The sequence below is a fragment of the Rhodoferax sp. genome (assembly GCF_030646845.1).
In the GTDB taxonomy this organism is placed as follows: Bacteria; Pseudomonadota; Gammaproteobacteria; order Burkholderiales; family Burkholderiaceae_C; genus Rhodoferax.
Window position 1 is genome coordinate 1 of the sequence record NZ_JAUSLE010000020.1, and the last position, 21,375, is coordinate 21,375.

The 21,375-nt window shown below is 62.7% G+C and carries 17 protein-coding genes; 5 read left to right on the top strand and 12 right to left on the bottom strand.

Annotation, left to right across the window (positions count from 1 at the left end):
- The 6 genes from Q7T10_RS04935 to Q7T10_RS04960 form a co-directional block, all read right to left on the bottom strand.
- On the bottom strand, positions 1–829 hold an 829-nt coding region (locus Q7T10_RS04935), incomplete at its 3' end, for an AI-2E family transporter (RefSeq protein WP_304746569.1).
- Positions 830–859: 30 nt separating this feature from the next.
- A complete protein-coding gene (locus Q7T10_RS04940; RefSeq protein ID WP_304746571.1) occupies positions 860–1,813 on the bottom strand; it encodes an OmpA family protein in 954 nt (317 codons plus the stop codon).
- 39 nt (positions 1,814–1,852) lie between these two features.
- Entirely contained in the window at positions 1,853–2,230 is a 378-nt protein-coding gene (locus tag Q7T10_RS04945; RefSeq protein WP_304746572.1) for a DUF4398 domain-containing protein, read from the bottom strand.
- A gap of 232 nt (positions 2,231–2,462) precedes the next feature.
- The gene (locus tag Q7T10_RS04950; protein WP_304746574.1) at positions 2,463–3,683 is read right to left on the bottom strand and encodes an EAL domain-containing protein; all 1,221 of its coding nucleotides are present in this window, start codon (positions 3,681–3,683) and stop codon (positions 2,463–2,465) included.
- Positions 3,670–6,654, bottom strand: a complete 2,985-nt coding sequence (locus Q7T10_RS04955) for a PAS domain S-box protein (RefSeq protein WP_304746576.1) — start codon at positions 6,652–6,654, stop codon at positions 3,670–3,672. The genes Q7T10_RS04950 and Q7T10_RS04955 overlap by 14 nt, the downstream gene beginning before the upstream one ends.
- 280 nt (positions 6,655–6,934) lie before the next feature.
- On the bottom strand, positions 6,935–7,654 hold the full coding sequence (locus Q7T10_RS04960; protein ID WP_304746578.1) for a Crp/Fnr family transcriptional regulator: 720 nt from the start codon (positions 7,652–7,654) through the stop codon (positions 6,935–6,937).
- A 182-nt stretch (positions 7,655–7,836) separates the two neighbouring features.
- Here Q7T10_RS04960 and htpG point away from each other — a divergent pair, with 182 nt between their 5' ends.
- Positions 7,837–9,825, top strand: a complete 1,989-nt coding sequence (gene htpG / locus Q7T10_RS04965) for a molecular chaperone HtpG (protein ID WP_304746580.1) — start codon at positions 7,837–7,839, stop codon at positions 9,823–9,825.
- 205 nt (positions 9,826–10,030) lie between these two features.
- Entirely contained in the window at positions 10,031–12,058 is a 2,028-nt protein-coding gene (locus Q7T10_RS04970; protein WP_304746582.1) for a penicillin-binding protein 1A, read from the top strand.
- Between the two features lie 66 nt (positions 12,059–12,124).
- On the opposite strand, the gene Q7T10_RS04975 is transcribed toward Q7T10_RS04970, so the two are convergent.
- Positions 12,125–13,633: a bifunctional aminoglycoside phosphotransferase/ATP-binding protein gene (locus Q7T10_RS04975; RefSeq protein WP_304746584.1), complete on the bottom strand. Its 1,509-nt coding sequence runs from the start codon at positions 13,631–13,633 to the stop codon at positions 12,125–12,127.
- Between the two features lie 103 nt (positions 13,634–13,736).
- On the opposite strand from Q7T10_RS04975, the gene Q7T10_RS04980 reads away from it, so the two are divergent.
- Positions 13,737–14,180: an FKBP-type peptidyl-prolyl cis-trans isomerase gene (locus Q7T10_RS04980; RefSeq protein ID WP_304746586.1), complete on the top strand. Its 444-nt coding sequence runs from the start codon at positions 13,737–13,739 to the stop codon at positions 14,178–14,180.
- A gap of 48 nt (positions 14,181–14,228) precedes the next feature.
- On the opposite strand, the gene Q7T10_RS04985 is transcribed toward Q7T10_RS04980, so the two are convergent.
- Positions 14,229–15,197: a tripartite tricarboxylate transporter substrate binding protein gene (locus Q7T10_RS04985; protein ID WP_304746588.1), complete on the bottom strand. Its 969-nt coding sequence runs from the start codon at positions 15,195–15,197 to the stop codon at positions 14,229–14,231.
- 182 nt (positions 15,198–15,379) lie between these two features.
- Between Q7T10_RS04985 and Q7T10_RS04990 the strand changes: the two genes are divergently transcribed.
- Complete coding sequence (locus tag Q7T10_RS04990; protein ID WP_304746590.1) at positions 15,380–16,252, top strand: fumarylacetoacetate hydrolase family protein; 873 nt, start codon at positions 15,380–15,382, stop codon at positions 16,250–16,252.
- Here Q7T10_RS04990 and Q7T10_RS04995 read toward each other — a convergent pair whose 3' ends face one another.
- From Q7T10_RS04995 to Q7T10_RS05005, 3 genes are all read right to left on the bottom strand, one after another.
- Entirely contained in the window at positions 16,253–17,308 is a 1,056-nt protein-coding gene (locus Q7T10_RS04995) for a serine/threonine protein kinase (RefSeq protein WP_304746592.1), read from the bottom strand.
- 84 nt (positions 17,309–17,392) lie between these two features.
- Entirely contained in the window at positions 17,393–18,868 is a 1,476-nt protein-coding gene (locus Q7T10_RS05000) for a bifunctional serine/threonine-protein kinase/universal stress protein (protein ID WP_304746594.1), read from the bottom strand.
- The gene (locus Q7T10_RS05005; protein ID WP_304746596.1) at positions 18,865–19,617 is read right to left on the bottom strand and encodes a metallophosphoesterase; all 753 of its coding nucleotides are present in this window, start codon (positions 19,615–19,617) and stop codon (positions 18,865–18,867) included. The genes Q7T10_RS05000 and Q7T10_RS05005 overlap by 4 nt, the downstream gene beginning before the upstream one ends.
- Positions 19,618–19,747: 130 nt before the next feature.
- Here Q7T10_RS05005 and Q7T10_RS05010 point away from each other — a divergent pair, with 130 nt between their 5' ends.
- The gene (locus tag Q7T10_RS05010) at positions 19,748–20,155 is read left to right on the top strand and encodes a potassium channel family protein (protein WP_304746598.1); all 408 of its coding nucleotides are present in this window, start codon (positions 19,748–19,750) and stop codon (positions 20,153–20,155) included.
- Here Q7T10_RS05010 and Q7T10_RS05015 read toward each other — a convergent pair.
- On the bottom strand, positions 20,152–21,288 hold the full coding sequence (locus Q7T10_RS05015; protein ID WP_304746600.1) for a DUF2855 family protein: 1,137 nt from the start codon (positions 21,286–21,288) through the stop codon (positions 20,152–20,154). The two genes, Q7T10_RS05010 and Q7T10_RS05015, sit on opposite strands and share 4 nt — an antisense overlap.
- Between the last annotated feature and the right edge of the window lie 87 nt (positions 21,289–21,375).

Consider the following 21,375-nt stretch of genomic DNA (forward strand, 5'->3'; position numbering starts at 1 on the left):
CCGCGTGCTCCAGACCGAGGGCCATGAAGCACAACCAGGTGGCCAGCCCGACCAGCACACTGGTGAACAACTGCACCAGCATGTAGCGCTGGATCTGGTCGTGAATCTGATTGAGGGCTTGCAAGGTGACTTTTTTCCGGCTCAGCGTGGGTCCCGCCAGCTTCACCATCTTGCGCCGGAAGCTGTCGCCCGAAGCCATCAGGAAGAAAGCAATCAAGGCCATGATCCCGAGCTGTCCCAGCATCCCCAACAAGCCCAGGGTGCCGCTCCAGAGATGATCCTTGACGTCGAATTTAGGTTTCTCTATCTGTACCCGTTGCACACCGCGCCCGGCCGGTGCCGTATGGTTGGTTTCTTCGGCCGCCTGCTCCAGTTGGGTGGCGGCTTTTTGTACCGTTGCCAGCGCACTGTCGGGCTTGCCCGGCGCGGCGCGCACCGAGTCGCGCAATTTTTCCGCCGCCGCCGGCAGCAACTCGACCAACTTGCTGGCGTCCTCGCTCAAGGAATAGGCGGCCACACCGGCACCGCTCAAAATGCCCAGAATCAACAAGGCAGCGCTCAAGGCGCGTGGAATATGGCGCAACTGCAGCCAGTCCACCAGCGGCGACAGCGCATAGCTGAAAAGCAGACCCACCATCACCGGAATAGCCACCGCGCTGGCCCAGCGCAGTGCGAACACACTGGCCAGCGTCGCCAGCAGCGCCAACGACACACTGCGCACATCCACCGGCATGTGCAGCAACACACGCGCCGGCTCGGTGGCTTCGAGGGCCGGGGCCAGTGGGTCGGCGCCAGGATGAAGCAGCGACGGCGAAGTGGGGTTCATCATCACCGGCTCCCATCACCTCTCATGCCGCCATCAACGCGGCACTACCCGGCCGCTGTCGTCCGAGAGAACAATTTCGACGCGCCGGTTCAACTGGCGTGTCTCGGCCCGGTCGTTGGACGCCACCGGGTAGGACTGGCCATAGCCACGCACCGCAACCCGCTCCCGGGCGATGCCCAGGTCCAGCAAGGCGGATTGCACGGCGCCAGCACGCCGCTCCGACAAATCCTGGTTGTGCGCAGCGGTCCCGGTGCTGTCGGTGAAACCTTCCACCAGCACCGTGCGCCGCGGATTTTGCTGCATGACATCCGCCAGCTTTTGCGCGGTGCTCATGCCTTGCGCATTCAGGCGCGCCAGATCGGTTCCGAACAACACGTCGCCCAAGGTGATGACGATGCCACGCTCCGTCTTCTTTGCCGCCAGATCAGCCAACTGGGCTTCCAGTTGCGTGGCGCGCGCTTGCGCTTCCTGCGTCTTGCGCTGGGCCTCGGCGGCCTGCCCCTGGGCAAGCTGCGCCTGACCCTGGGCAAGCTGCGCCTGGCGCTGGGCGTCGACAGCTTCGACCTTGGCTGCCTGGGCTGCCAGCCTGGACTGCTGGGCCCGGGTGGTGGCCAGATCGGCCTCCCGGGTGCGCTGATCCAGGCGCATTTGATCGCGCAGCTTGCCGGCATTGGCAACTTCTGCCTCGGCCGATTTCTGCTTCGCCACTTCCTGTGTCAGGGCAATCTTTTGCCGCGCCAGGTACGCCAGCTTGTCGACTTTTTCACCGCTCTCATTGTGACTGGCGGCCGCGTCGGCCTGCGCTAGGGCCTCGCCGGCTTGCTTGAATTCCAGGGCAGCGTAACTCGCGACGGCAGGGTTGCTTTGCGCGGCCCGGTAGTCGCTGCGCGTCTGATCCAGCATGGTGGTGCTGGTCGGTGTCGTGCCGCAAGCCGCAATGAGCGCGGCAACGGCCAATAGAACGGGTGTCAGGTAACTATTTTTCATGATGAAATCCTTGGTGAAACAGTGGCGTCGGAAGGGGGTTTATTTGCGGCTGCGTTCCAGCTCTTCACGCAAGACACGGATGTCGTCTTGCAAGACATTCGCCGCCGCTTGCGCCTTGGCCGAGTTGGCCTTGCCTTGCGCCAACTTCGCATCGGCTTGCGCCTGTGCCGCCAAATCAACGGCCAGTTTGTAGTTCTTGTCGGCCATGGCCTTGTTCGCCAACGCCATTTTTTCGCGCGCCGAATTCATCTCGACCGGCGCAAATTCGACACCGCCAGCGCCGGCGGCATTCTCCAGCGCGGCCTTGGAGACCGCCACATCGGCGGTCGCCGGGGTCTTCAGGCTGCTACAGCCGACAGTCAGGATAAGCGCTGCGCCGCACAGGACCGCCAAGCGCATCTTTGTAATTCTCGTCATTCTTTTTCTCCAGTAAGTTGTTGATCAAATCCAATCTTCTTGCGGGACAGACCGAATTCCTAGACTTTGCGGGACAGACCGCAGTTACGCGAAGCGAACCAGCTCTGTCCTCAACCGTCAAAAGAACCAGCTCTGTCCCCAACATTTCTAGCTTTTGATGAGAACGGTTATAGGCTTGGTATTTGGCTGCGTCTGTACGCTATCGAACGCTGCACTGGCGTTGTGCTGGCGCCTACTTGTGTGGTGCTAACTGAGCGCGACGCTCTTCCCAGTCAGCCAGCCATGCGGGAAGATCCTCGGCTGGCATCGGTTCGGCGATGAAGTAGCCCTGGGCCAGATCGCAGCCTCGTTGGCTGACAAAATTCCAGTCTGCCCGGTCCTCCACCCCTTCCGCCACCGATTCCATTTTGAGCTGCTTTGCCAGGCCCAGACTGGCGTCGAACATCGCACGTTGCCGCTCGTTGCCCCAAGCCCCATGGACAAAACTCTGATCGATCTTGAGTTCATCGAATGGAATATCGCGTAACTGGGCGAGAGAGGAATTGCCGGTGCCGAAATCGTCAATCGAGAGGCGAAAACGTTTCAGATGCAGGCGCGTCAAAATTTCAAGCGGTACCCGCTGGTCCAGCATCAGCCGGCTTTCCGTCACCTCCAGCACCAGTTCCTGAGGCGGCACGCCGGCCTTGCTCGTCAGGTCCACCACGTAGTCCAGAAAGCTCAAGGCAACCAGGTTGTCCATTGACAAATTGACTGCTACCCGCAACGACAGGCCGGCGTCCCGCCAGGCCCGGGCCTGCGCCAGCGCGCCGGTCAACACCACTTCGGTCAGTTGGTCAATCAGTCCGTGGCGCTCGGCGATGCCAATGAACTGGTCTGGGGAAACCATCCCGTCTTTCGGATGACGCCAACGCACCAGGGTCTCCACACCGACAACCTCACCGCTGGCCAGCGTCACTTTGGGCTGGTAATAATTGAGCAACTCGCCCCGGACCATGGCAGCCCGGAGTTGATCCGCACTGTAGCTAATTCTCGTGCTGCTGACAGCCCCCGGCAGCGGCGCCCGCCAGCGCTCCAGCACGGCCGCCAGTCGCTCCGGACTGACCGGTTTGCTCAGTCGGCCCAGTACCTTGATCTTGTGCGCCCGCACCAATTTCTCGACCGATTGCACGACACGCTCATCTTCGCCACTGACCAGAATTACAGCGCCCGCGTAATCATGTTCGACCAGATGCCGCACGAACTCAACACCGTCCATCTGAGGCATGTTGATGTCCAGCAAAATCAGATCCGGACGACATTCCGGACTATCGACCAACATCAGGGCGGCGCGTCCGTTGTCGCAGGTCCGGACCGAGGTAATTCCCAGGTTCGTCAGCATGCGCGCCAGCAGCTTGAGCATGAAGGGCTCGTCATCAAGCACCAAAATCTTGATTGCCGAATTATTCAATAGCACGGGAGACTCCCATTATTCGTTGCAGGAAACCGTCAACGCGGGCCCATTCTTGTTCAAATTGGGGCATTAGCTGGGCCATGTTTTGAACTTCGCCGGCCTTGCCCGAGCGCTCCATCGCTTCGCACAGTTCCCCCAGCGCGAGCGCCCCGACCGAGCGCGCAGCCGACTTGAGTTTGTGCGCCAGGGCGGCGCTGGCCGCGGGCTGGCCCGCCGCGCAGACTCCGCGCAACTCCGCGGCGATGTCTGCCGCGCTGGCGCGGAAGTCACCCAGGAACTCGCGCAGCACCGCCTCGTCGTTGCCGATCAGGGCTTTGAGAACACCCACATCAACGGCGGCAGAAGTCTCGGCAGAGGAAACGGCGGACGCCTGGGCTGCGTTCGATCCAGTCTCTTTGGCCACCGGTACCGAAGGAGCCACCGGCAGCCATTTCGCCAGCATTGCCTTCAAATTGACCAGTTGCACCGGTTTGCCCAGGTAGTCGTCCATGCCGATTGACAGGCAATGCTCGGCCTCGCCCTTGAGCGCATTGGCGGTGAAGGCAATGATCGGCATGCGTGTCTTGCCAGCCTCTTCGGTGCGAATGGTTGTGGTGAGCTCGTAGCCATCCATTTCCGGCATGTGCAGGTCGGCGAACAAGATGGCGTAATCGCCGCTGCGCCAGCGCTTGAGTGCCTCACGGCCATTGTTCGTGATGTCCGCGGTGTACCCCAGCAGCAGGAGCTGTTGCAGGATGACTTTCTGGTTGGTCTCGTTGTCTTCCGCGATCAGGATCAGCCGGCCCTGCTGGAGCGCCTTCTCACGCGACAGCGGCTTCGGTGCCGCCAGGGCAGCGTCGGGCAGGCTTTCCCGGTCCGGCACTTGAGCTCGACCGCTCGCAATCGCGATCGCCCCCAGCAGCGCCTTGTGCGTCAGTACATTGCCATCCACGAACACCAGATCGGCGCCCTCCAGGCGCGGACCACGACGCTGTCCACGCCCGATGACGACGAACCGGGCTTTTTGTTCCGGGCGCAGTCGGGCTGCACTGCGCAGACCATCGAGCAGCGGATGGGCGGCTTGCGAGTCAATGACGACTATCCACAGGCCCGAGGGTTGGCCGGCGGTCCATTGCAAGGCGGCCTCCAGATTCGATGCGCGTTGCACCTGTGCCCCGTCGTGGACCAGGTAGGCGGCAAGGTCGTCGCCCATTCCATCTTGCAGGCCCTCGTCCACCACCAGACAGGACAAACCGGCCACCAGTTGCCGGTCCGGATTCGATCCGGCACGGTTCGGCTCATTCTCGTCCGACTGATGCTGTTCCGGTACCAAGGCGAACGGTATGCGCACGGTGAACAACGAGCCCTGGCCCACGTCGCTGCGTACCGCGACCTCGCCGCCCATGATGTCGACCATGCGGCGCGAGATGGCAAGGCCCAGCCCAGTCCCGCCGAAATTTCGGGTCGTGGAAGCGTCGGCCTGAATAAAGGCCGAGAACAAGCGCGCCTGGGTTGCTTCATCAATGCCGATACCGTTATCGAGCACTCGAAACTCCAGCGTGACCTGCTCTGGCGTACTGGCAAGCACCACGGCACGAAGCGACACCTTGCCCGGGCGCTGCATCTTGGCCGAGAACTTGATGGCGTTGTTCGTCAGATTGATCAGAATCTGGCGCAGTCGCCCGGCATCGCCCATGACCAGGGCGGGGATGGCCGGATCGGTAAACAGGGTCAATTCGACCTTCTTTTCCAGCGCCATCCGATCCATGGCTTCGCAGACCCCGTCAACCACATCGGCAACGCTGATCGGCACGGAGTCAATCTCAAGCTTGCCGGCCTCGATCTTGGAGAAGTCGAGAATATCGTTGATGACGGCCAGCAGCGCAAACGCCGAGTCGTGAATGATATTGGCCATTTCCATCTGCGAAGCATTGAGGCTGCTCTGCTGTAGCACATCGATCATGCCAATCACGCCATTCATCGGCGTGCGGATCTCGTGGCTCATGGTGGCAAGGAATTCTGATTTGGCGAGGTTGGCCTTTTCCGCCGCGATCTTGGCCCTCTCCAGTTCCGCATTGGTTTCCTGTAGCGCCTGATCGAGGCGTTTGCGCTCCGTGACGTCGCGTGCGGCGGCGAACACGCCCTGGAGCCTGCGGTCCCGGTCGTAAAAAGTCATCGCGTTGTAGGAGACTACGGTTTCCTTGCCGTCGCGGGCACGCACAGTGAGTTCGTAGTTGGAGACTTTCTTTTCACTCAGCACCAGCTTGATGCTGGTCTCGGCCCGCTCCGGATCGGTGAAGTGGTCCTTGAACGGTGCGCCAATCAGCTCGTCGCGCGTGCAACCGGTCAGCGCCTCCATCTGCTTGTTGACGTCAGAAACGATGCCGGACGGATCGGTGGTCATGATCGCGTCCAAATTGAATTCAATCAGTGAGCGCGTGTAGAACTGTTGGTCCCGCAGCCTCTGATCGAGCAGTTTTTGCTCGGCTTCGATCTGCTTGCGCACGGTGTTGTCGGTGCCTATCAGCAGGTAGCCGATGATCAGGTCATGCGCGTCTCGCAGCGCGGTGACCGACACCACCGCCGGGAAGCGGCTGCCGTCCTTGCGGATGTAGGTCAGCTCGTAGATGTCCTCGATGCCGCGCGAGGCCTTGAACACCAGGGCCTCGAAGCCCGGCTCAATCGGCGTGCCGAGCTCCACGCTCAAGGCTTTGGCACGGGCGATTACTTCCTGCGGATCGGAAATGTCGGCCGGCGTGATCTTGTTCAGGACGTCGTCGGCCGCGTAGCCCAGCATGCGCTCGGCACCCACGTTGAAAATCTGGATGACACCCTTCTCGTCAGTGGCAATACTGGAGAAGTTGGCGCTGTTGAGAATGGCGTTCTGCAAAGCCCCAGTCTTGAGCAAGGCCTCCTGGCGCCGGAACTCGGTGATACCTTCTGCTGTGCCAGCGGCAAGACGGTGGTTGGCGGCATCGCGGAGTTTTTCTATCATGATGGATCTCTGTTATCGCGCGAAGGAGTCTGACGGACCGCGTGGCCGAAGGTGCGACTGGCGCCCCACCTGCTGCTTATACGCTCATCCTGCAAAAAAGCTGCCCGCTTTTGCCGGCAGACCTCTGAATGAGGTGAATTTGACCCGCCAATGGGTTCTTCAACGACCGCTATTCATGGTAGCGACCAAGCCTGCTGCTCTCCGTGCGCTATCGCACATAAGGGCAGTTTTTGCGCAAAAGGTACTCAGATAGATCAGCCGCAACTGACCGGGGGCAGCCCTACCGGGGCCGGACATCGCCCAGCAAACGTTCGCGTTCTTTCTTGACCACCCCATAGCATTCGCAGGCGCGGGACTCCAGCCCCGAGCGGTTCAGCACGGTGATGTGGCCGCGCCGGTAACTGATTACCCCTTTTTGCTGCAAATGCCCGGCGGCCTCGGTAATGCCTTCGCGCCGCACGCCGATCATGCTGGCAATCAGCTCCTGCGTCATGGTCAAGTCATTCGAGGACAGGCGATCGAGGGTGGACAACAGCCAGCGACTGAGCTGCTGCTCCACCGAATGATGCCGATTGCACACCGCAGTCTGGGATATCTGCGTGATGAATACCTGGGTGTAACGCAGCAGCAAACGCATCATCGGCCCGGCGCGATTGAATTCCTCCATCATCAGCCCGGCTTTCAGCCGGTAACCCTGGCCCCCGGTCTGCACTGTGGCCCGACTGGGCGTGGTATTGCCACCCATGAACAGGGATACGCCCAGCACACCCTCGTTGCCGACTCCCGCGACTTCCGCCGATGCGCCGCTCTCGGTCACGTAATGCAGCGACACAATAGCGGTCGTCGGAAAATAGACGTGCTGCATCTGGCTGCCAGATTCGTAGAGAACTTCGCCCAGCGGCATCGCGACCAGCTCCAGATGGGGCGCAATGCGCTCGAATTCTGCGCTGGGCAGGGCGGCGAGAAGGTAGTTTTGATGGGGGCTCTGCGGGTTATCCAAATGCGGTCTCCGAGTGATCGCCTGCGGGCAAGAGCATCTCGCGGCCAGCATACACGATTTGCACTGGGGCATCTCCCGGGCCTGTCTCCGGCCCTTGAAACCGGGGGACATCGCCCATAATTGAGGGTTGGCGGCGCCGGTTCCGGGACGCCGGTTTCATTTGTCAGACCCTCAAAACCAAAATGACCAAACAAACCCTTTCCTTCCAGGCCGAAGTGGCGCAGCTGCTGCACCTCGTGACCCACTCGCTGTATTCCAACAAGGAGATCTTCCTGCGCGAGCTGATTTCCAACGCCTCGGATGCCTGCGACAAGCTGCGTTATGAGGCCATCAACGACAGCGGCCTGTATGAAGATGCACCCGATCTCGAGGTGCGCGTGTCCTTTGACAAGGACGCCAGGACGCTGACCATCACCGACAACGGCATTGGCATGAGTGCGCAGGAAGCCATTGAGCACCTCGGCACCATTGCCAAGAGCGGCACCAAGGATTTTGTGAGCAAGCTCTCTGGCGACCAGAAGGCCGACTCCCAACTGATCGGCCAGTTTGGCGTGGGCTTTTACTCCGGCTTCATCGTCGCCGACAAGATCACGGTCGAGTCGCGTCGCGCTGGCATGAAGGAGACGGAGGGCGTGCGCTGGATCAGCGGTGGCGCGGGCAACTTCGAGGTCGAGACCATCACCCGCCCCCAGCGCGGCACCAGCGTCATCCTGCACCTGAACGACGACGCCCTGGACTATGCGTCAGCCTGGAAGCTCAAGGGCATCATCAACAAATACTCCGACCACATCAGCCTGCCCATCCTGATGGAAAAGGAAGAATGGAAAGACGGCGAACTGATCAACCCGGGTGATGAGGCCGGCGGGCGCCAGCCTGGTGGCATGGTCAAAACCGGCGAGTGGGAAGCGGTCAACAAGGGCAATGCCATCTGGGCGCGCGCCAAGAAGGACATCACATCCGAGCAGTACACCGAGTTCTACAAACAGATCAGCCACGATTTTGAAGCGCCGCTGGCCTACACGCACAACCGGGTGGAAGGCAGTACCGAGTACACCCAGCTGCTGTACATCCCGGGCAAGGCGCCGATGGACCTGTACAACCGCGAGAAATCAGCGGGCGTGAAACTGTATGTCAAACGCGTCTTCATCATGGAGGACGCAGAGGCGCTGTTGCCGACCTACCTGCGCTTCGTCAAGGGCGTGGTGGACTCGGCCGACCTGCCGCTCAACGTGAGCCGTGAGTTGCTGCAGGAAAGCCGCGACGTCAAAGCGATCCGCGAAGGCTGCACCAAGCGCGTGCTCGGCATGCTGGAAGACCTGGCCAAGCACGACAAGCTGCCCGAAGCCGAAACACCGGCCGATGGGGTGACCGATGTCGTCAGTGCCGAAGACAAGGCGGAAGCCGAGGCCAGCGCGGGCAAATACAGCAAGTTCTACGCTGAGTTTGGCGCGGTGCTGAAAGAAGGCTTGGGCGAAGACTTTGCCAACAAGGACCGCCTGGCCAAGCTCTTGCGCTTTGCCTCCAGCACCACCGACGCGGTCAGCGTGAGTTTTGCCGACTACAAGGCGCGCATGAAGGAAGGCCAGGAGGCCATCTACTACATCACCGCCGACACACTGGCCGCCGCCAGGAACAGCCCGCAGCTTGAAGTGTTCAAGAAGAAAGGCATCGAAGTGCTCTTGATGACCGATCGCGTGGACGAGTGGGCGCTGAACTACCTGCATGACTTTGACGGCACGCCGCTGCAAAGCGTGGCCAAGGGCGCGGTGGATTTGGGCAAACTGCAGGACGAAGCGGAAAAGAAAGCGGCTGAAGAAGCCGCAGAGACCTTCAAGCCGCTGCTGGCCAAGCTGAAGGAAGCACTGAAGGACAAGGCCGAAGACGTGCGCGTGACCACCCGCCTGGTCGACTCCCCGGCCTGTCTCGTGGTGCAGGACCACGGCATGAGTACGCAACTGGCGCGCATGCTCAAGCAGGCGGGGCAGGCCGCGCCGGATGTCAAGCCGGTGCTGGAAGTGAATGCCGAACACCCGCTGGTGAAAAAGCTGGATGGCTCGGTGCACTTCAACGACCTGGCCCACATCCTGTTCGACCAGGCCCTGCTGGCCGAAGGGGGCATGCCAGCCGACCCGGCCGCCTACGTGAAGCGGGTGAATGCGCTGCTGGCTTGATATCTATTGATCAAATCAGCCTCCAGCCCTCGCAGGTACTGCGCAAGCAGCTATTAATACGATAGCATCAGAACGCCACAGCGCCCCGCAGCCTCATCGGCTTGCCGGGCTCTTCTCTCTCATGCTGGCGCGCTGGAATGAGTCGCCGCCTCTGTGCGCTGCGTCCGTTTCATCGTTGCGCATCGCACGCACTTAAACTCCGCCCATGACCATGGCCTTCCACCGCGCCGCCACGTTCGCTGGCGTGCAGCTTCGCCGCCTCATGGGAGCCATCCGGCGACACCCGTTTCGCTCGGCTATGGTGCTTCCCACGCTGATGCTGCTCTACGGACTGGTGTTGCTGCCATTCACCCCCAGCATTGGCGGCCTGCGCAAAGCGAAGTCAGAAGCGCCGTCTGTGCTGCTGGCGTCCGACGGGACCGTGCTGGCCGAGTACAAGCGCATCAACCGCCAGTGGGTGACTCTGGAGAAGATTTCGCCCCACGTGGTGAATGCATTGATCGCCACCGAGGACCGCCGTTTCTACGAGCACCATGGCATTGACGTTCGCCGTACCGTCGGGGCGGTACTCAGCACCTTGACGGGTGATCTGCAGGGCGGCTCCACCCTTACCCAGCAACTGGCGCGCAACCTCTACCCCGAAGAAATCGGCCGCGCCACCAGCATCACGCGCAAGGCCAAGGAAGCCATTACGGCGCTGAAGATCGAGGCGGTGTATTCCAAGCGCGAAATTCTGGAGACTTACCTCAACACCGTGCCCTTTCTCTACAACGCCTTCGGCATCGAGATGGCGGCGCGCACCTACTTTGACAAGTCGGCCGACAAGCTCGATGAGCTGGAGAGCGCCACCCTGATCGGCATGCTCAAAGGCACGAGCTACTACAACCCGGTGCAAAACCCCGAACGCGCCTTGCAGCGCCGCAACTTGGTGCTGACGCAGATGGCCAAATACGGCAAGCTGGATCCGGCCCGGGTCGAGGTGCTGGCCAAGCGTCCGCTCAAGCTGGATTTTGAGCGGCAGGACGAGTCGCTGGGGCCGGCGCCGCACGTGGCCCAGCACCTGCGCAAATGGCTGATCGCCTGGGCCGACCCTAGGGGCTATGACATTCAGGCCGACGGACTGCGGGTGCACACGACCCTGGACGCCAGGCTCCAGAAGGCGGCCAACCAGGCGGTGGAACGGCAGATGGCGCAACTGCAGACCCTGGCCGACAGACGGCGCAAGGCGGGGCAGGAGCGCCCCGTGCTGCAGGCCGGCTTTGTGGCGATGGACCCGCGCAGCGGCGCGGTACGGGCCTGGGTCGGCAGCCGCGACTATGCCCAGGAGCAGTTTGACCATGTGAGCCAGGCGCGGCGCCAGCCCGGCTCGACCTTCAAGCCTTTTGTGTATGGCGCTGCGTTCATGCAGGGCTTCAGCCCGTCAGACACCTTGATGGACGAACCCGTCGTCATCACCTCGCCCGGCGGCGCGGTGTGGACGCCCAGCGATGCGACGCCACCCAGCTACCAGCCCACCACCCTGCGCGACGGGCTGGCGTATTCCAAGAACACCATCACCGCCCAGCTGATGCAGAAAGTGGGGCCCGCCCGCGTGGGGCAACTGGCGCAGGCCATGGGGGTGCGTCAAAGCAAGCTGGACCTGGTGCCCTCTCTGGCCCTGGGCACCAGCCCGGTCACACTGATCGAGATGGTCACAGCCTACGGGACCATCGCCAATGGCGGCAATTACATGGCGCCAGTGCTGGTGCTGCGGGTGGAAGACCGCAACGGCCGGTTGCTGGAACAATTTGAATCGGCGCCAGAGCGCGAGCCGGCCATGCCGCGCGCGCACGCGCTGACCCTGGTCAACGCCATGCGCGGTGTGATCGATGAGGGCACAGGCACAGCGATTCGCCAGCGCTACGGCATCCAGGCCGACCTGGCGGGCAAGACCGGCACCACCCAGGACAACACCGACGGCTGGTTCATCATGATGAATCCGCAACTGGTGGCGGGCGCCCGGGTCGGCTTCAACGACAACAGTGTCACCATGGGGTCCTGGGGCCAGGGCGCACGCAGCGCGCTGCCGATGGTGGGAGAGGTGTTTCAGCAGGCATTTCGCAGCCGCTGGCTGGACCCGAAGGCTGAATTCGCCATTCCCCGCCCACCACCGCCAGGACCGAAGATCGAGCCGCTGGCGGACATCGTGAACGATGTGCTGGAAAAATTCTGGCGAACGCTGCAGGGGAAGTGATCGCCGCCGACCGGCAGCATCTTGAACCCGGTCAGGGGTTGATGGCGTTCATGCGGTACTCCTCCGTCAAAAACGCCCTTCAAAAGACTCTTCATCCGGCCCCAGCGGCTCGACCGTGCGCATCTGTTGCGCCAGCACCTCCAGCGTGGCCTCGGACGCGTCGCGCCCGCTGGCACTGCGCGCCAGGATGCGTTCCCGCAGCTGCGCCGGCGTGGCCTGCGGCGCCAGGATGCCAAACGCCGCTCCGGCGTCTCGGGCCAGCGCACGAAAGTCATCCCGGTCAGCGCGTCTCAGAAAGGTGGCATCCACAATGACCGACCAGCCGGCGCGCAACAACATCTCGGCCAGCTCGCGCAGGCGGCCATAGGTCAGGGCATGGGCGTCGGGCGCGTAAATGCCGGCGTTCGTACTTGAGCCGCTGTGCGCGCCAGCGGCCAACCCAAACAGGCGCTTGCGCTCGACATCCGCGCGCAGGCGCAGGGTCGATGCATGGCGGTCGTGTTGCAGCAGTTCGCTCGAGACGACTGTCTTGCCGCAGCCCGACAGCCCGTGCGTGATCACGAGCCGCACCGGCGGTGGTGCCACCAGCCGTTCTGTCAGCGCGATATAGGCCTGCGCCTCGCTGTCGTCCGTCTGGGTCTGATGCTGTCGAATCGCCGCCACCTTGGCACGCACCATGGCCCGGTACACCGCATAAAAGCGCAGCAGCGGCGCCGCCTCGTAATCACCACTACGGCTCAGCACCTCGTCCACCCACCAGTCGGCCAATCCCGGCTGACCGTGCGCAAGCAGGTCCACATAGGTGAAGGCGATCTCGCTTGACACGTCAATCCAGCGCAGGTCTTCGTTGAACTCGAGGCAGTCGAACATTCTCACGCGGTGGTCGATCAAGACAAGATTGGCCAGATGCAGGTCGCCGTGGCATTCGCGCACGCGCCCTGCCCGCTTGCGCGCTTCCATCAGCGGTGCAAGATGCCTGAATTGCGCTTCGGTCCAGACCTGCAAGGCCTGAAGCCGGGTCCGCATGGCCGCCTCGGGCAGCAGCCGCAACAGGTCGTGAAAGTTGTCCTGTGCCGGCGCCAGCACGTGCTCAGGAGACCCGAAGCGCGACGCTACCGGTGCTGTCGCGGCGGCCGCATGAAAGGCGACCAGCGTGCCAGCCAGATCGGACAGGTGCATGGGTTGCAACTCGCCACGGTCGCAAACCCGGTCCAGTCGTCCGGCTTCATCGAAGCGCCGCATCTTGACGGCGTATTCGATCGGCGCACCCGGCCCGCCAAACTGCGGATCCTGCGGCGTGTTGAAGATTCCTACGACATCCAGGTAGATATCGGGCGCAAAGCGGCGGTTCAGGCGCAACTCGTCAAGACAGCAGGCCTGGCGTTGCGCCAGCGTGCTGAAGTCCAGAAAAGGCAACTGCAGTGACTTCTTGACCTTGTAGGCGAAATCGCCGGCCAGCAACACCCAGGAGATATGGGTCTGCACCAGCTCGACCCGCTGCACCGGATGCGGATAACGCTGCGGCTCCAGCAGGGCCTGGATGAGCGGTGGCAAGTCGGGGTCCATAAAGCTCATGATGCCAGACCCAGCCCGGGGAAGCCATGACAAGCAACAAGGTCCGCGTGGCGGCCCGGGCTGCGACAATGGCCGCTCTGCTTCAACTCAATGAAAAAATCTCATGAAAACTGTTTTGCGCATCGCCGCCCTCGCCGCCACGCTGGCCACCCTGCCCGCCGCTTGGTCCGCTGACGCAGTCAGCACAGCCGCCGCCAAGGAAGAAGGGGCCGTGGTCACCGCGACCGGTCTGGTCTACCGCTCACTCAAAGACGGCACCGGCCCCAGCCCCGCCGCCAGCGACAAAGTCAAGGTGCATTACCGCGGCACGTTTCCTGACGGCCGTGAATTTGACAGCTCCTACAAGCGCAATGAAGCGATTGAGTTTCCCTTGAGTGGCGTCATCAAATGCTGGACCGAAGGCGTGCAACGCATGAAAGTGGGCGGCAAAGCCAAGCTGACCTGCCCGGCATCCATCGCCTATGGCGAACGCGGCGCCGGCGGCCTGATCCCGCCCAACGCCACGCTGCTGTTTGAAGTCGAGTTGCTGGCGATCAACGGCAAGTAGGCCAGCCTGCCAAAACGCATGGCGGGTCTCTGAATTGAGAGGGGCTGATCAGTCCAGCTTGCCGATACGCTTGACCACATCGACCATGCGTTTGGCATCCGCCTGCACATATTTTTCAAAGTCAGCCGAGTCCTGGTACAGCACCGGGCTGCCGGCGTTCTGGATGACCTCCTTCACCCGCGCGTCCTGCGCGGCGAACCTGGCCGCAGCCCGCAGCCGCTGGGCCACAGGTTCAGGCGTGGCCTGCGGAATGAACATCCCGGACCACTGTGCGTACTCGGCGTTATAGCCGGTCTCTTTCATGCTGGGCACCTCCGGCATCGACGCCAGCCGCTCGTTGCCCCAATGGGCCAGCACGCGCAGCTTGCCCGCCTTGATGTGTTGCAGCACGGTCGCCGGACCGCTTGATACGGCGTCAATCTGGCCGCCCAGCAGCGCCACCACAGCGGGGCCGGCCCCGGTAAAAGGCACATGCGTCATCTTGACGCCAGCCACTTGGGACAGGATTTCCATCGGCACATGCATGGTGCCGTAGTTGCCGGATGAACCGTAGTTGATGGCCCCTGGCCGCGCTTTTGCATCGGCCATGAATGCCTGCAGCGTCTTCCATGGCGCATCGGCCCGAACGGCCAGAACGGTCGGGTCCGCCGTGAAGCGGGCGATCGGACGCAGGTCAGGCAGCGTGAACATTGGCGCACGGCCCAGCACGACGTCCGCTTCAGGAATAACCGTCAGTGAGGACAACGCCAGCAGGATGGTGTAGCCATCCGGCTTGGCTTTGGCCGCCGCGCCCATGCCAATGCCACCGCCCGCCCCCGCCCGGTTTTCAATGACCACCGGTTGTCCCAGGTCGCGCGACATGGCCTCAGCCACGGGGCGCGCCACCAGATCTGCCAGCCCACCCGGTGGAAACGGCACGATCATGGTGATAGAGCGGCTGGGCCAGGCCGCCTGCGCGGCACACCAGCTGCTGGCGGAAATGAGAATGCTGGCCACCAGGGCGGTACGGCGTTTCATATTGTGTCTCCTGATTTTTGTGAACGGTAGGGCATCATGCCGCGTCCACCGGGGCGCGGCATTTTGCCCGTGTCATGCTAGCATCCCGGCGCAAGTCGCGCATGCGTAAGACCCCTCATCCGGTCAATGCAAAACACAGGCTAAATTCGCAGGTCATCCACCGAACAATCCCCCACAAAATCATGAAAATAGTTGTCTACCGTCACAAGGGCCAAGCTGGCGTCGGCCTGGTATCAGGCGATCTGAAAACAGTCACGCCGTTCGATCTGCCTGCAAATGAGCGAGCGCTGGGTGCCCTGCCCATCATTGAAGCGCTGGCTGGCGGCGCCGCACTGCCCGCCGCACTGGCGCCCCTGGCCTTGAGCGATGTGCAGGTCGGCGCGCCCCTGCCCAAACCACGTCGCAATATATTTTGCGTGGGTAAAAACTACCACGCCCACGCCAAGGAGTTCGCAGGCAGCGGGTTTGACAGCAGCGCCGCAGCTGGCGACATTCCCAAGGCGCCGATCATCTTCTCCAAAGTGCCGGAGTCCGTGATCGGACCCACGGACACGATCGAACTCCCGGTCGGCGTCTCCGAGGCGATCGACTACGAAGGCGAACTCGCTGTCATCATCGGCAAGGGTGGTAAAGGCATCAAGGCGCAGGACGCGATGCAGCATGTCTGGGGCTACACGATCGTCAACGACGTGACCGCCCGCGACTGGCAAAGCCGTCACTCCCAGTGGCTGATGGGCAAGTCCTTCGACACCTTTTGCCCGATGGGGCCCTGGCTGGTCAGTGCCGACGAACTGGACGGCAACAACACCACCGTGCGCTGCTTCGTCAACGGCGAGCTGCGCCAGAACGCCAGCACCACCGACCTGATCTTCAGCATTCCGACCCTGATCGAAACCCTGTCTGCCGGCATCACCCTTTACCCCGGTGATGTGATCGCCACCGGCACGCCGGTCGGTGTGGGCATCGGCTTCAAGCCGCCCAAGTACCTGCAGTCAGGCGATGTGGTGCGGGTGGAGATCGACGGCATCGGCCACCTGGAAAACCCGGTACGCTGATCACACCACCAGCGGCTCTTCCTGCATCGCTTCCATCTGTTCTTCGAGCATCTGCACCTGGCCCTGCCAGTAGTCGCTGGAGCCAAACCAGGGGAAGTTGATCGGGAAGGCCGGGTCGTCCCAGCGCCGGGCCAGCCACGCGCTGTAGTGAATCAGGCGCAGGGTGCGCAACGGTTCGATCAGCGCCGTCTCGCGCCGGTCAAACTCGCGGAACTGCTCGTAGCCGTCCACCAGCGCGCCGAGTTGGCGCGTGCGCTGCTGGCGGTCGCCGCTGAGCAGCATCCACAGGTCTTGCACCGCAGGGCCGCTGCGGGCGTCATCCAGATCGACAAAATGCGGGCCGGGGCCGGCACTGGTCGGCGAATCCAGCGGCGTCCAGAGAATGTTGCCCGGATGGCAGTCGCCGTGCAGCCGCAACCGCCTGATCGGCTCACCTTCGGAGCCTTTTTGGCCCTTAGCCCCCGTCAAACATGCATAACCAGCTATCAAACCAATAGCATCCTGCGACGCCTTCGCCCAAGCCGACTGGACGTCCAGCGGCACCTTGTCGTTCTTGAGTAGCCATTCGCGCGACTCGATGCCAAAGCTCTGCAGGTCCAGCGCCGGCCGGCTGACAAAGGGCTTGGCGGCACCCACGGTGTGAATGCGCGCCAGAAAACGGCCAATCCACTCCAGCACATCCGGGTCGTCCAACTCCGGTGGACGCCCGCCGCGGCTGGGGCTGACGCTGAAGGCAAAGCCGCCAAAGTGATTCAGCGTGTTGCCGTTCAGGGTGAGCGGCCCCACCACCGGAATTTCGGCGGCCATCAGCTCGTCGGAAAAAGCGTGCTCTTCCAGAATTTGGGCCTCGCTCCAGCGCTCGGGGCGGTAGAACTTGGCCACCACCACCGGGCCGTCTTCCAGGTGCAACTGGTAGACGCGGTTCTCGTAGGAACTCAGCGCGAGTTGCCGCCCGTCGCCATAAAGGCCGACGCTGGCCAGCGCGTCCATGACCACGTCGGGCGTGAGCGCCTCGAATGGGTGACGGGCAGATGAAGTGGGAGAAAGTAAAACCATGCCCGCATTGTCGTGCCTGCACGCCCGAAGCGCAGGCGAGCGAGCTTGCGCAGTGGGTGACGCTGCGGTGTATCCCTCGGATGGCTAGAAAGGTGCGTCCAGTTCCGGGTCCCAGGCCGGTTTCAATTTCGCTGCCTCATCCACCAGCCGCTCAAACGGCAGGACCTGTTTCACCAGAATGACGGTGCAGGGCGCGTCCATTGCCACCTTGATGGGCACGGTGGCCACGAAGCGCTGCGTCTTCAGACCGTGCGTGGCCGCCCCCATGACGATGACACTCACATGGTTGCCCACCGCATAGCTCACCAGCGCCTGCGCCACATCACCCGACTCCAGCACGTGGTACGAGGTTTGGTGCCCCGCCAGATCCAGCGGTTGTGCCCACTGGCGCAGGCTGGCAAGGTAGCGGCGATGGACGCTGGTTTCGCTGGTGGCGTCACTGGAGGCACTGGTCTGCGCGGATGAAATAACCGTCACGCAGGCCAATCGGGCACCGGGGCGCGTTCCCAGCGTGCGCGCCACCGCCTGGCGCAGGGAATACAGCGTGGCGTCACTCACGTCCTTGTGCGGCAGGGCCACCATGACGATCGGCACCTCTTCAATCTGCTGGGCCGGCAGGGGGCTGGGCTGGTAGTGCATGCCGGCGGCCTTGACCCAGCGCTTGAAATGGGTGCCAAACCCGGTGCCTTGCGCGTTGCGGCCACGCTCGGTCACCGTGACCTGATCGGGGTGCCGCAAATCAAACGCCAGATGGGCCGCCGATGGATAGCGTCTCGCCGCCTCGGGCTCCAGGCAGCGCAGGATGATTTCCTGCAGCCATTCGGGCAGCTGCGGCTGCAGCTTGCGCGGAGGGGTCGGGTCCATCCACAGCCGTTGGCGCAGCCCACCTGCAGTCTGGGGGGCGCCAAACGGCAACTCTCCGGTGGCAAGCTCATACAGCATGACGCCAATGGCGAAAATGTCGCTGCGGGGATCTCCCCTGACGCCGACCACTTGTTCCGGTGCAATCCAGGTCGGCGACCCGACCGCTTTGCGCAACTGCTCGGCCAGCAGGTCGGGGTAGAGGGCATTGCAGGACAGGCCAAAGTCCAGCAACACCGCGCTGCCATCGGGCCGGATCAGCACATTGGCCGGTTTCAAATCCAGATGGACCGTGTTCTGCTGGTGCAGGCTGTGCACCGCCAGCGCCATGGCCGCGCCAAGGCGGGTCAACTCATCCACGCTGGGGCGCTGGGGGGCATCCAGCCAGTGCTGCAGCGTTTGCCCCTGGACGTACTCCATGACGAGATAGGGCACGTTTTCCAGGTCGCCCGCCGCCACAAAGCGCGGCACGTGCGGACCCGTCAGGACCTGCAGGATCTGGTGCTCCACCTCAAAGCTGACGATGTTCTCGGCGCCGTCGCCAGCCGTCATGCGGGGAATTTTCATGGCCATGGGAAAACCGGGATCGCTGGCCCCTTCGGTGTAGTGCACACGGTAAATGTGGGCCATGCCACCCGAATGGATGCACTCGTCGATCGTGAAACCGTCCAGCTGCGTACCCGGCTCCAGCAGCTTCATCGCCCCAGCTCCAGTCGGTCGGCAAAGAAGGCCGGCAAGCCCGCCTGCCGGATGGCCGTGGCAGCAGCCTGATGGTCGTAAGAAACCCGTTGAAAGGCCAGTTGCAATTTGTCAGTGTCAAACAGGGCGTACATGGCCTGCGGATTGCCATCCCGCGGCTGTCCGACCGAGCCGATCGTGGCCAGCCAGTGGCGATGCCTGGGCACTGGCACGGCGACACCGGGCGTCGGCATGAACTTCATCAAGCCCGCCCCCGCGCCCCGGTAATACAGACTCTGCATGTGCACATGGCCGCCAAAAACATAACGCACCTCCGGCAAGGTGGCGGCGGCGTCCAGACTCGCGGTGGCAGCACGCTGGTCATAGACGTAGCGCCAGAGCCCGGGGTCGTCCACGCTGGCGTGCACCAGCAAGATCGTGCGCTGCTGCAGAGTCAGAGGCAGGCCGTCCAGGAACTGCCGCTGGCTCGCATCGAGTTGCGCGTGGGTCCAGGCGGCGGTGCTTTCCCCCACCGTGTTGACATCCGCCGGCGGCAGGACGGCCATCGCGTCATGATTGCCCTTGATCAGCAACGCGCCGCCTTCGGCGAGATCCTGCGCCCGCTCGACCACCGCAGCGGGATCGGCACCGTAACCGACCAGGTCTCCCAACAAGGCGTACTGCTCGGCGCCCAGCGCACGGGCGTGCGCCAGACAGGCGTCAAATGCCTGAACGTTCGCGTGAATGTCTGACAGCAACGCCAGCTTCATGGTGCTCCTTGTGTGCGTGACCGGACATCATGCCCTATCGCGCTGACGACAGGTTTGCAGCGTATCAAGCGGACGCTCTTTGATGCAAGTCAAGCATCTCCGGCATCAAGGCCATGTACAGTCCCCGAGTATGAAATGGCAACAACGTAAACGATTCATTACCCGACGCGGCCTGATTTACTCGCTGGTTCTTTGTCTCTTCATCCTGGGCTTGGGCGGCGTTGGCTTCTGGATCCTGGAGCCCACCGCCATCACCCTGAGCGACGGACTGTGGCTGGCCTTCACCACGGCAGCCACCGTGGGCTATGGCGACATTGTGCCCAGCACCCACGCGTCGCGCGTGTTCTCGGTGCTCGTCGTGTTGCTTGGCCTGGCGGTGCTCTCGCTGGTCACAGCCTCGGTTGCTGCCATGTTCGTCGAAGTTGAAGAGCGGCAAATTGAGCGCGACCTGATGCACGAGATTGGCGCGCTGCGCGTTGAGGTGCGCAGCCTGCATGACGAATTGCGTGAATTCCAGGCCCTGCGCAACGCCCCCTAGCGATTGCCCTGGCCTGAGCTCAGCGACAGCATGTGGCCCCGGCGCGGGTCTCCCCGCCCACCCAGCACCTGACGGTAAGCCTCCTCGACTGCCACGGGCCCCTGATGCTGCTCGACCACCAGCCACGCACCGGCCGGATCACTGACTTTCGCGACAAAAGCCTGCCAGGCCTGGACCAGGCGCTGCCCCAGTCCCTCGGCACCCCAGTCCGAATTGCGCTTCTTGATCTGTGCCGGGGCAAAGAACAGGGTGGCCCGGGGACCGGGCAGGTCTTTGGCACCCCCGAGCTGGTCGACGTGCGTGCCGCCGATGGAGCTGCTGTACTTCAGGTTCGCAAACCGGCTGTGAATGGCACGGCGCAGGTCGGCGTTACCGGCAAAGTCGACGTAGAGGCATGCAGCGGCTGCGTCGAGCTGGTCGAGCTGGTCGTAGGTCAGCACGCGGTGGTAGCACCCCAGGCTTTCGCAAAACCCGACATTCGCCGCTGAGGTCAAACCCACCACGTCAATACCCGCGCGCTGCGCCAGCTGGAACGCGGTGCCATACGCAGTTTTGCTGGAGGCACTGGACAACAACATAAGCGCAGGTTGGCCGCCCGCCACGACGGCACCAAAGAAATCGTTGTCGGCGAGAAAGTCATCGATGAGCCACGAGGTGATGAACAGCGGTCGCAGCAGGGCCTGCGTGTCTTCGGTGTCGGCTGTGTAAAACGGGTCGGCGCTGCAGCGCAAATACTGGTTGTATACCGGGTGCAGACTGGCCCGGTGCGCGGCGCCATCCGAGAACCCGGCGGGCGACAGACGCGCTGGTTTTAACACCACACTGCTGGACATAGGGTAATAACCATAAAGCTTCTCGCCCACCGCCACACCGGGATGCAGTGACTGCATCACCGTCCCGAAACCCCAGACCGGGATACGTCCCCAATTGCCGTCGTCTGACGGGCTGGCCGGGAAGAAAGACCAATAGTTCATCGCGTCGCCAAAGGCAGCGTAGGTGATATTGTTGGATGTCAGCGCGAACTTGTCGATGCGCAGGCGGATCTCGCCGTCGCTCAAGGGCAGGTCCTGTGTCCAGCGAAGTTCGGTGGTGGCGAGCTGGTCTTTTCGAACCAGAAAATCAAGTGTGGTCATGGCGCCACCTTAAACGAAACGACCCGCGCCGACAATCGGGGCGGGCCACCAAGGTGACAGGGTGATTACGCCAGCACCACCTGGAAA

Excerpts from the sequence above, each read along its gene's own strand:
- Q7T10_RS04940 (WP_304746571.1), bottom strand. The coding sequence starts at position 1,813 with ATGAAAAATAGTTACCTGACACCCGTTCTATTGGCCGTTGCCGCGCTC.
- Q7T10_RS04945 (WP_304746572.1), bottom strand. The coding sequence starts at position 2,230 with ATGACGAGAATTACAAAGATGCGCTTGGCGGTCCTGTGCGGCGCAGCG.
- Q7T10_RS04955 (WP_304746576.1), bottom strand. The coding sequence starts at position 6,654 with ATGATAGAAAAACTCCGCGATGCCGCCAACCACCGTCTTGCCGCTGGC.
- htpG (WP_304746580.1), top strand. The coding sequence starts at position 7,837 with ATGACCAAACAAACCCTTTCCTTCCAGGCCGAAGTGGCGCAGCTGCTG.
- Q7T10_RS04970 (WP_304746582.1), top strand. The coding sequence starts at position 10,031 with ATGACCATGGCCTTCCACCGCGCCGCCACGTTCGCTGGCGTGCAGCTT.
- Q7T10_RS04975 (WP_304746584.1), bottom strand. The coding sequence starts at position 13,633 with ATGAGCTTTATGGACCCCGACTTGCCACCGCTCATCCAGGCCCTGCTG.
- Q7T10_RS04980 (WP_304746586.1), top strand. The coding sequence starts at position 13,737 with ATGAAAACTGTTTTGCGCATCGCCGCCCTCGCCGCCACGCTGGCCACC.
- Q7T10_RS04985 (WP_304746588.1), bottom strand. The coding sequence starts at position 15,197 with ATGAAACGCCGTACCGCCCTGGTGGCCAGCATTCTCATTTCCGCCAGC.
- Q7T10_RS04990 (WP_304746590.1), top strand. The coding sequence starts at position 15,380 with ATGAAAATAGTTGTCTACCGTCACAAGGGCCAAGCTGGCGTCGGCCTG.
- Q7T10_RS04995 (WP_304746592.1), bottom strand. The coding sequence starts at position 17,308 with ATGGTTTTACTTTCTCCCACTTCATCTGCCCGTCACCCATTCGAGGCG.
- Q7T10_RS05000 (WP_304746594.1), bottom strand. The coding sequence starts at position 18,868 with ATGAAGCTGCTGGAGCCGGGTACGCAGCTGGACGGTTTCACGATCGAC.
- Q7T10_RS05005 (WP_304746596.1), bottom strand. The coding sequence starts at position 19,617 with ATGAAGCTGGCGTTGCTGTCAGACATTCACGCGAACGTTCAGGCATTT.
- Q7T10_RS05010 (WP_304746598.1), top strand. The coding sequence starts at position 19,748 with ATGAAATGGCAACAACGTAAACGATTCATTACCCGACGCGGCCTGATT.
- Q7T10_RS05015 (WP_304746600.1), bottom strand. The coding sequence starts at position 21,288 with ATGACCACACTTGATTTTCTGGTTCGAAAAGACCAGCTCGCCACCACC.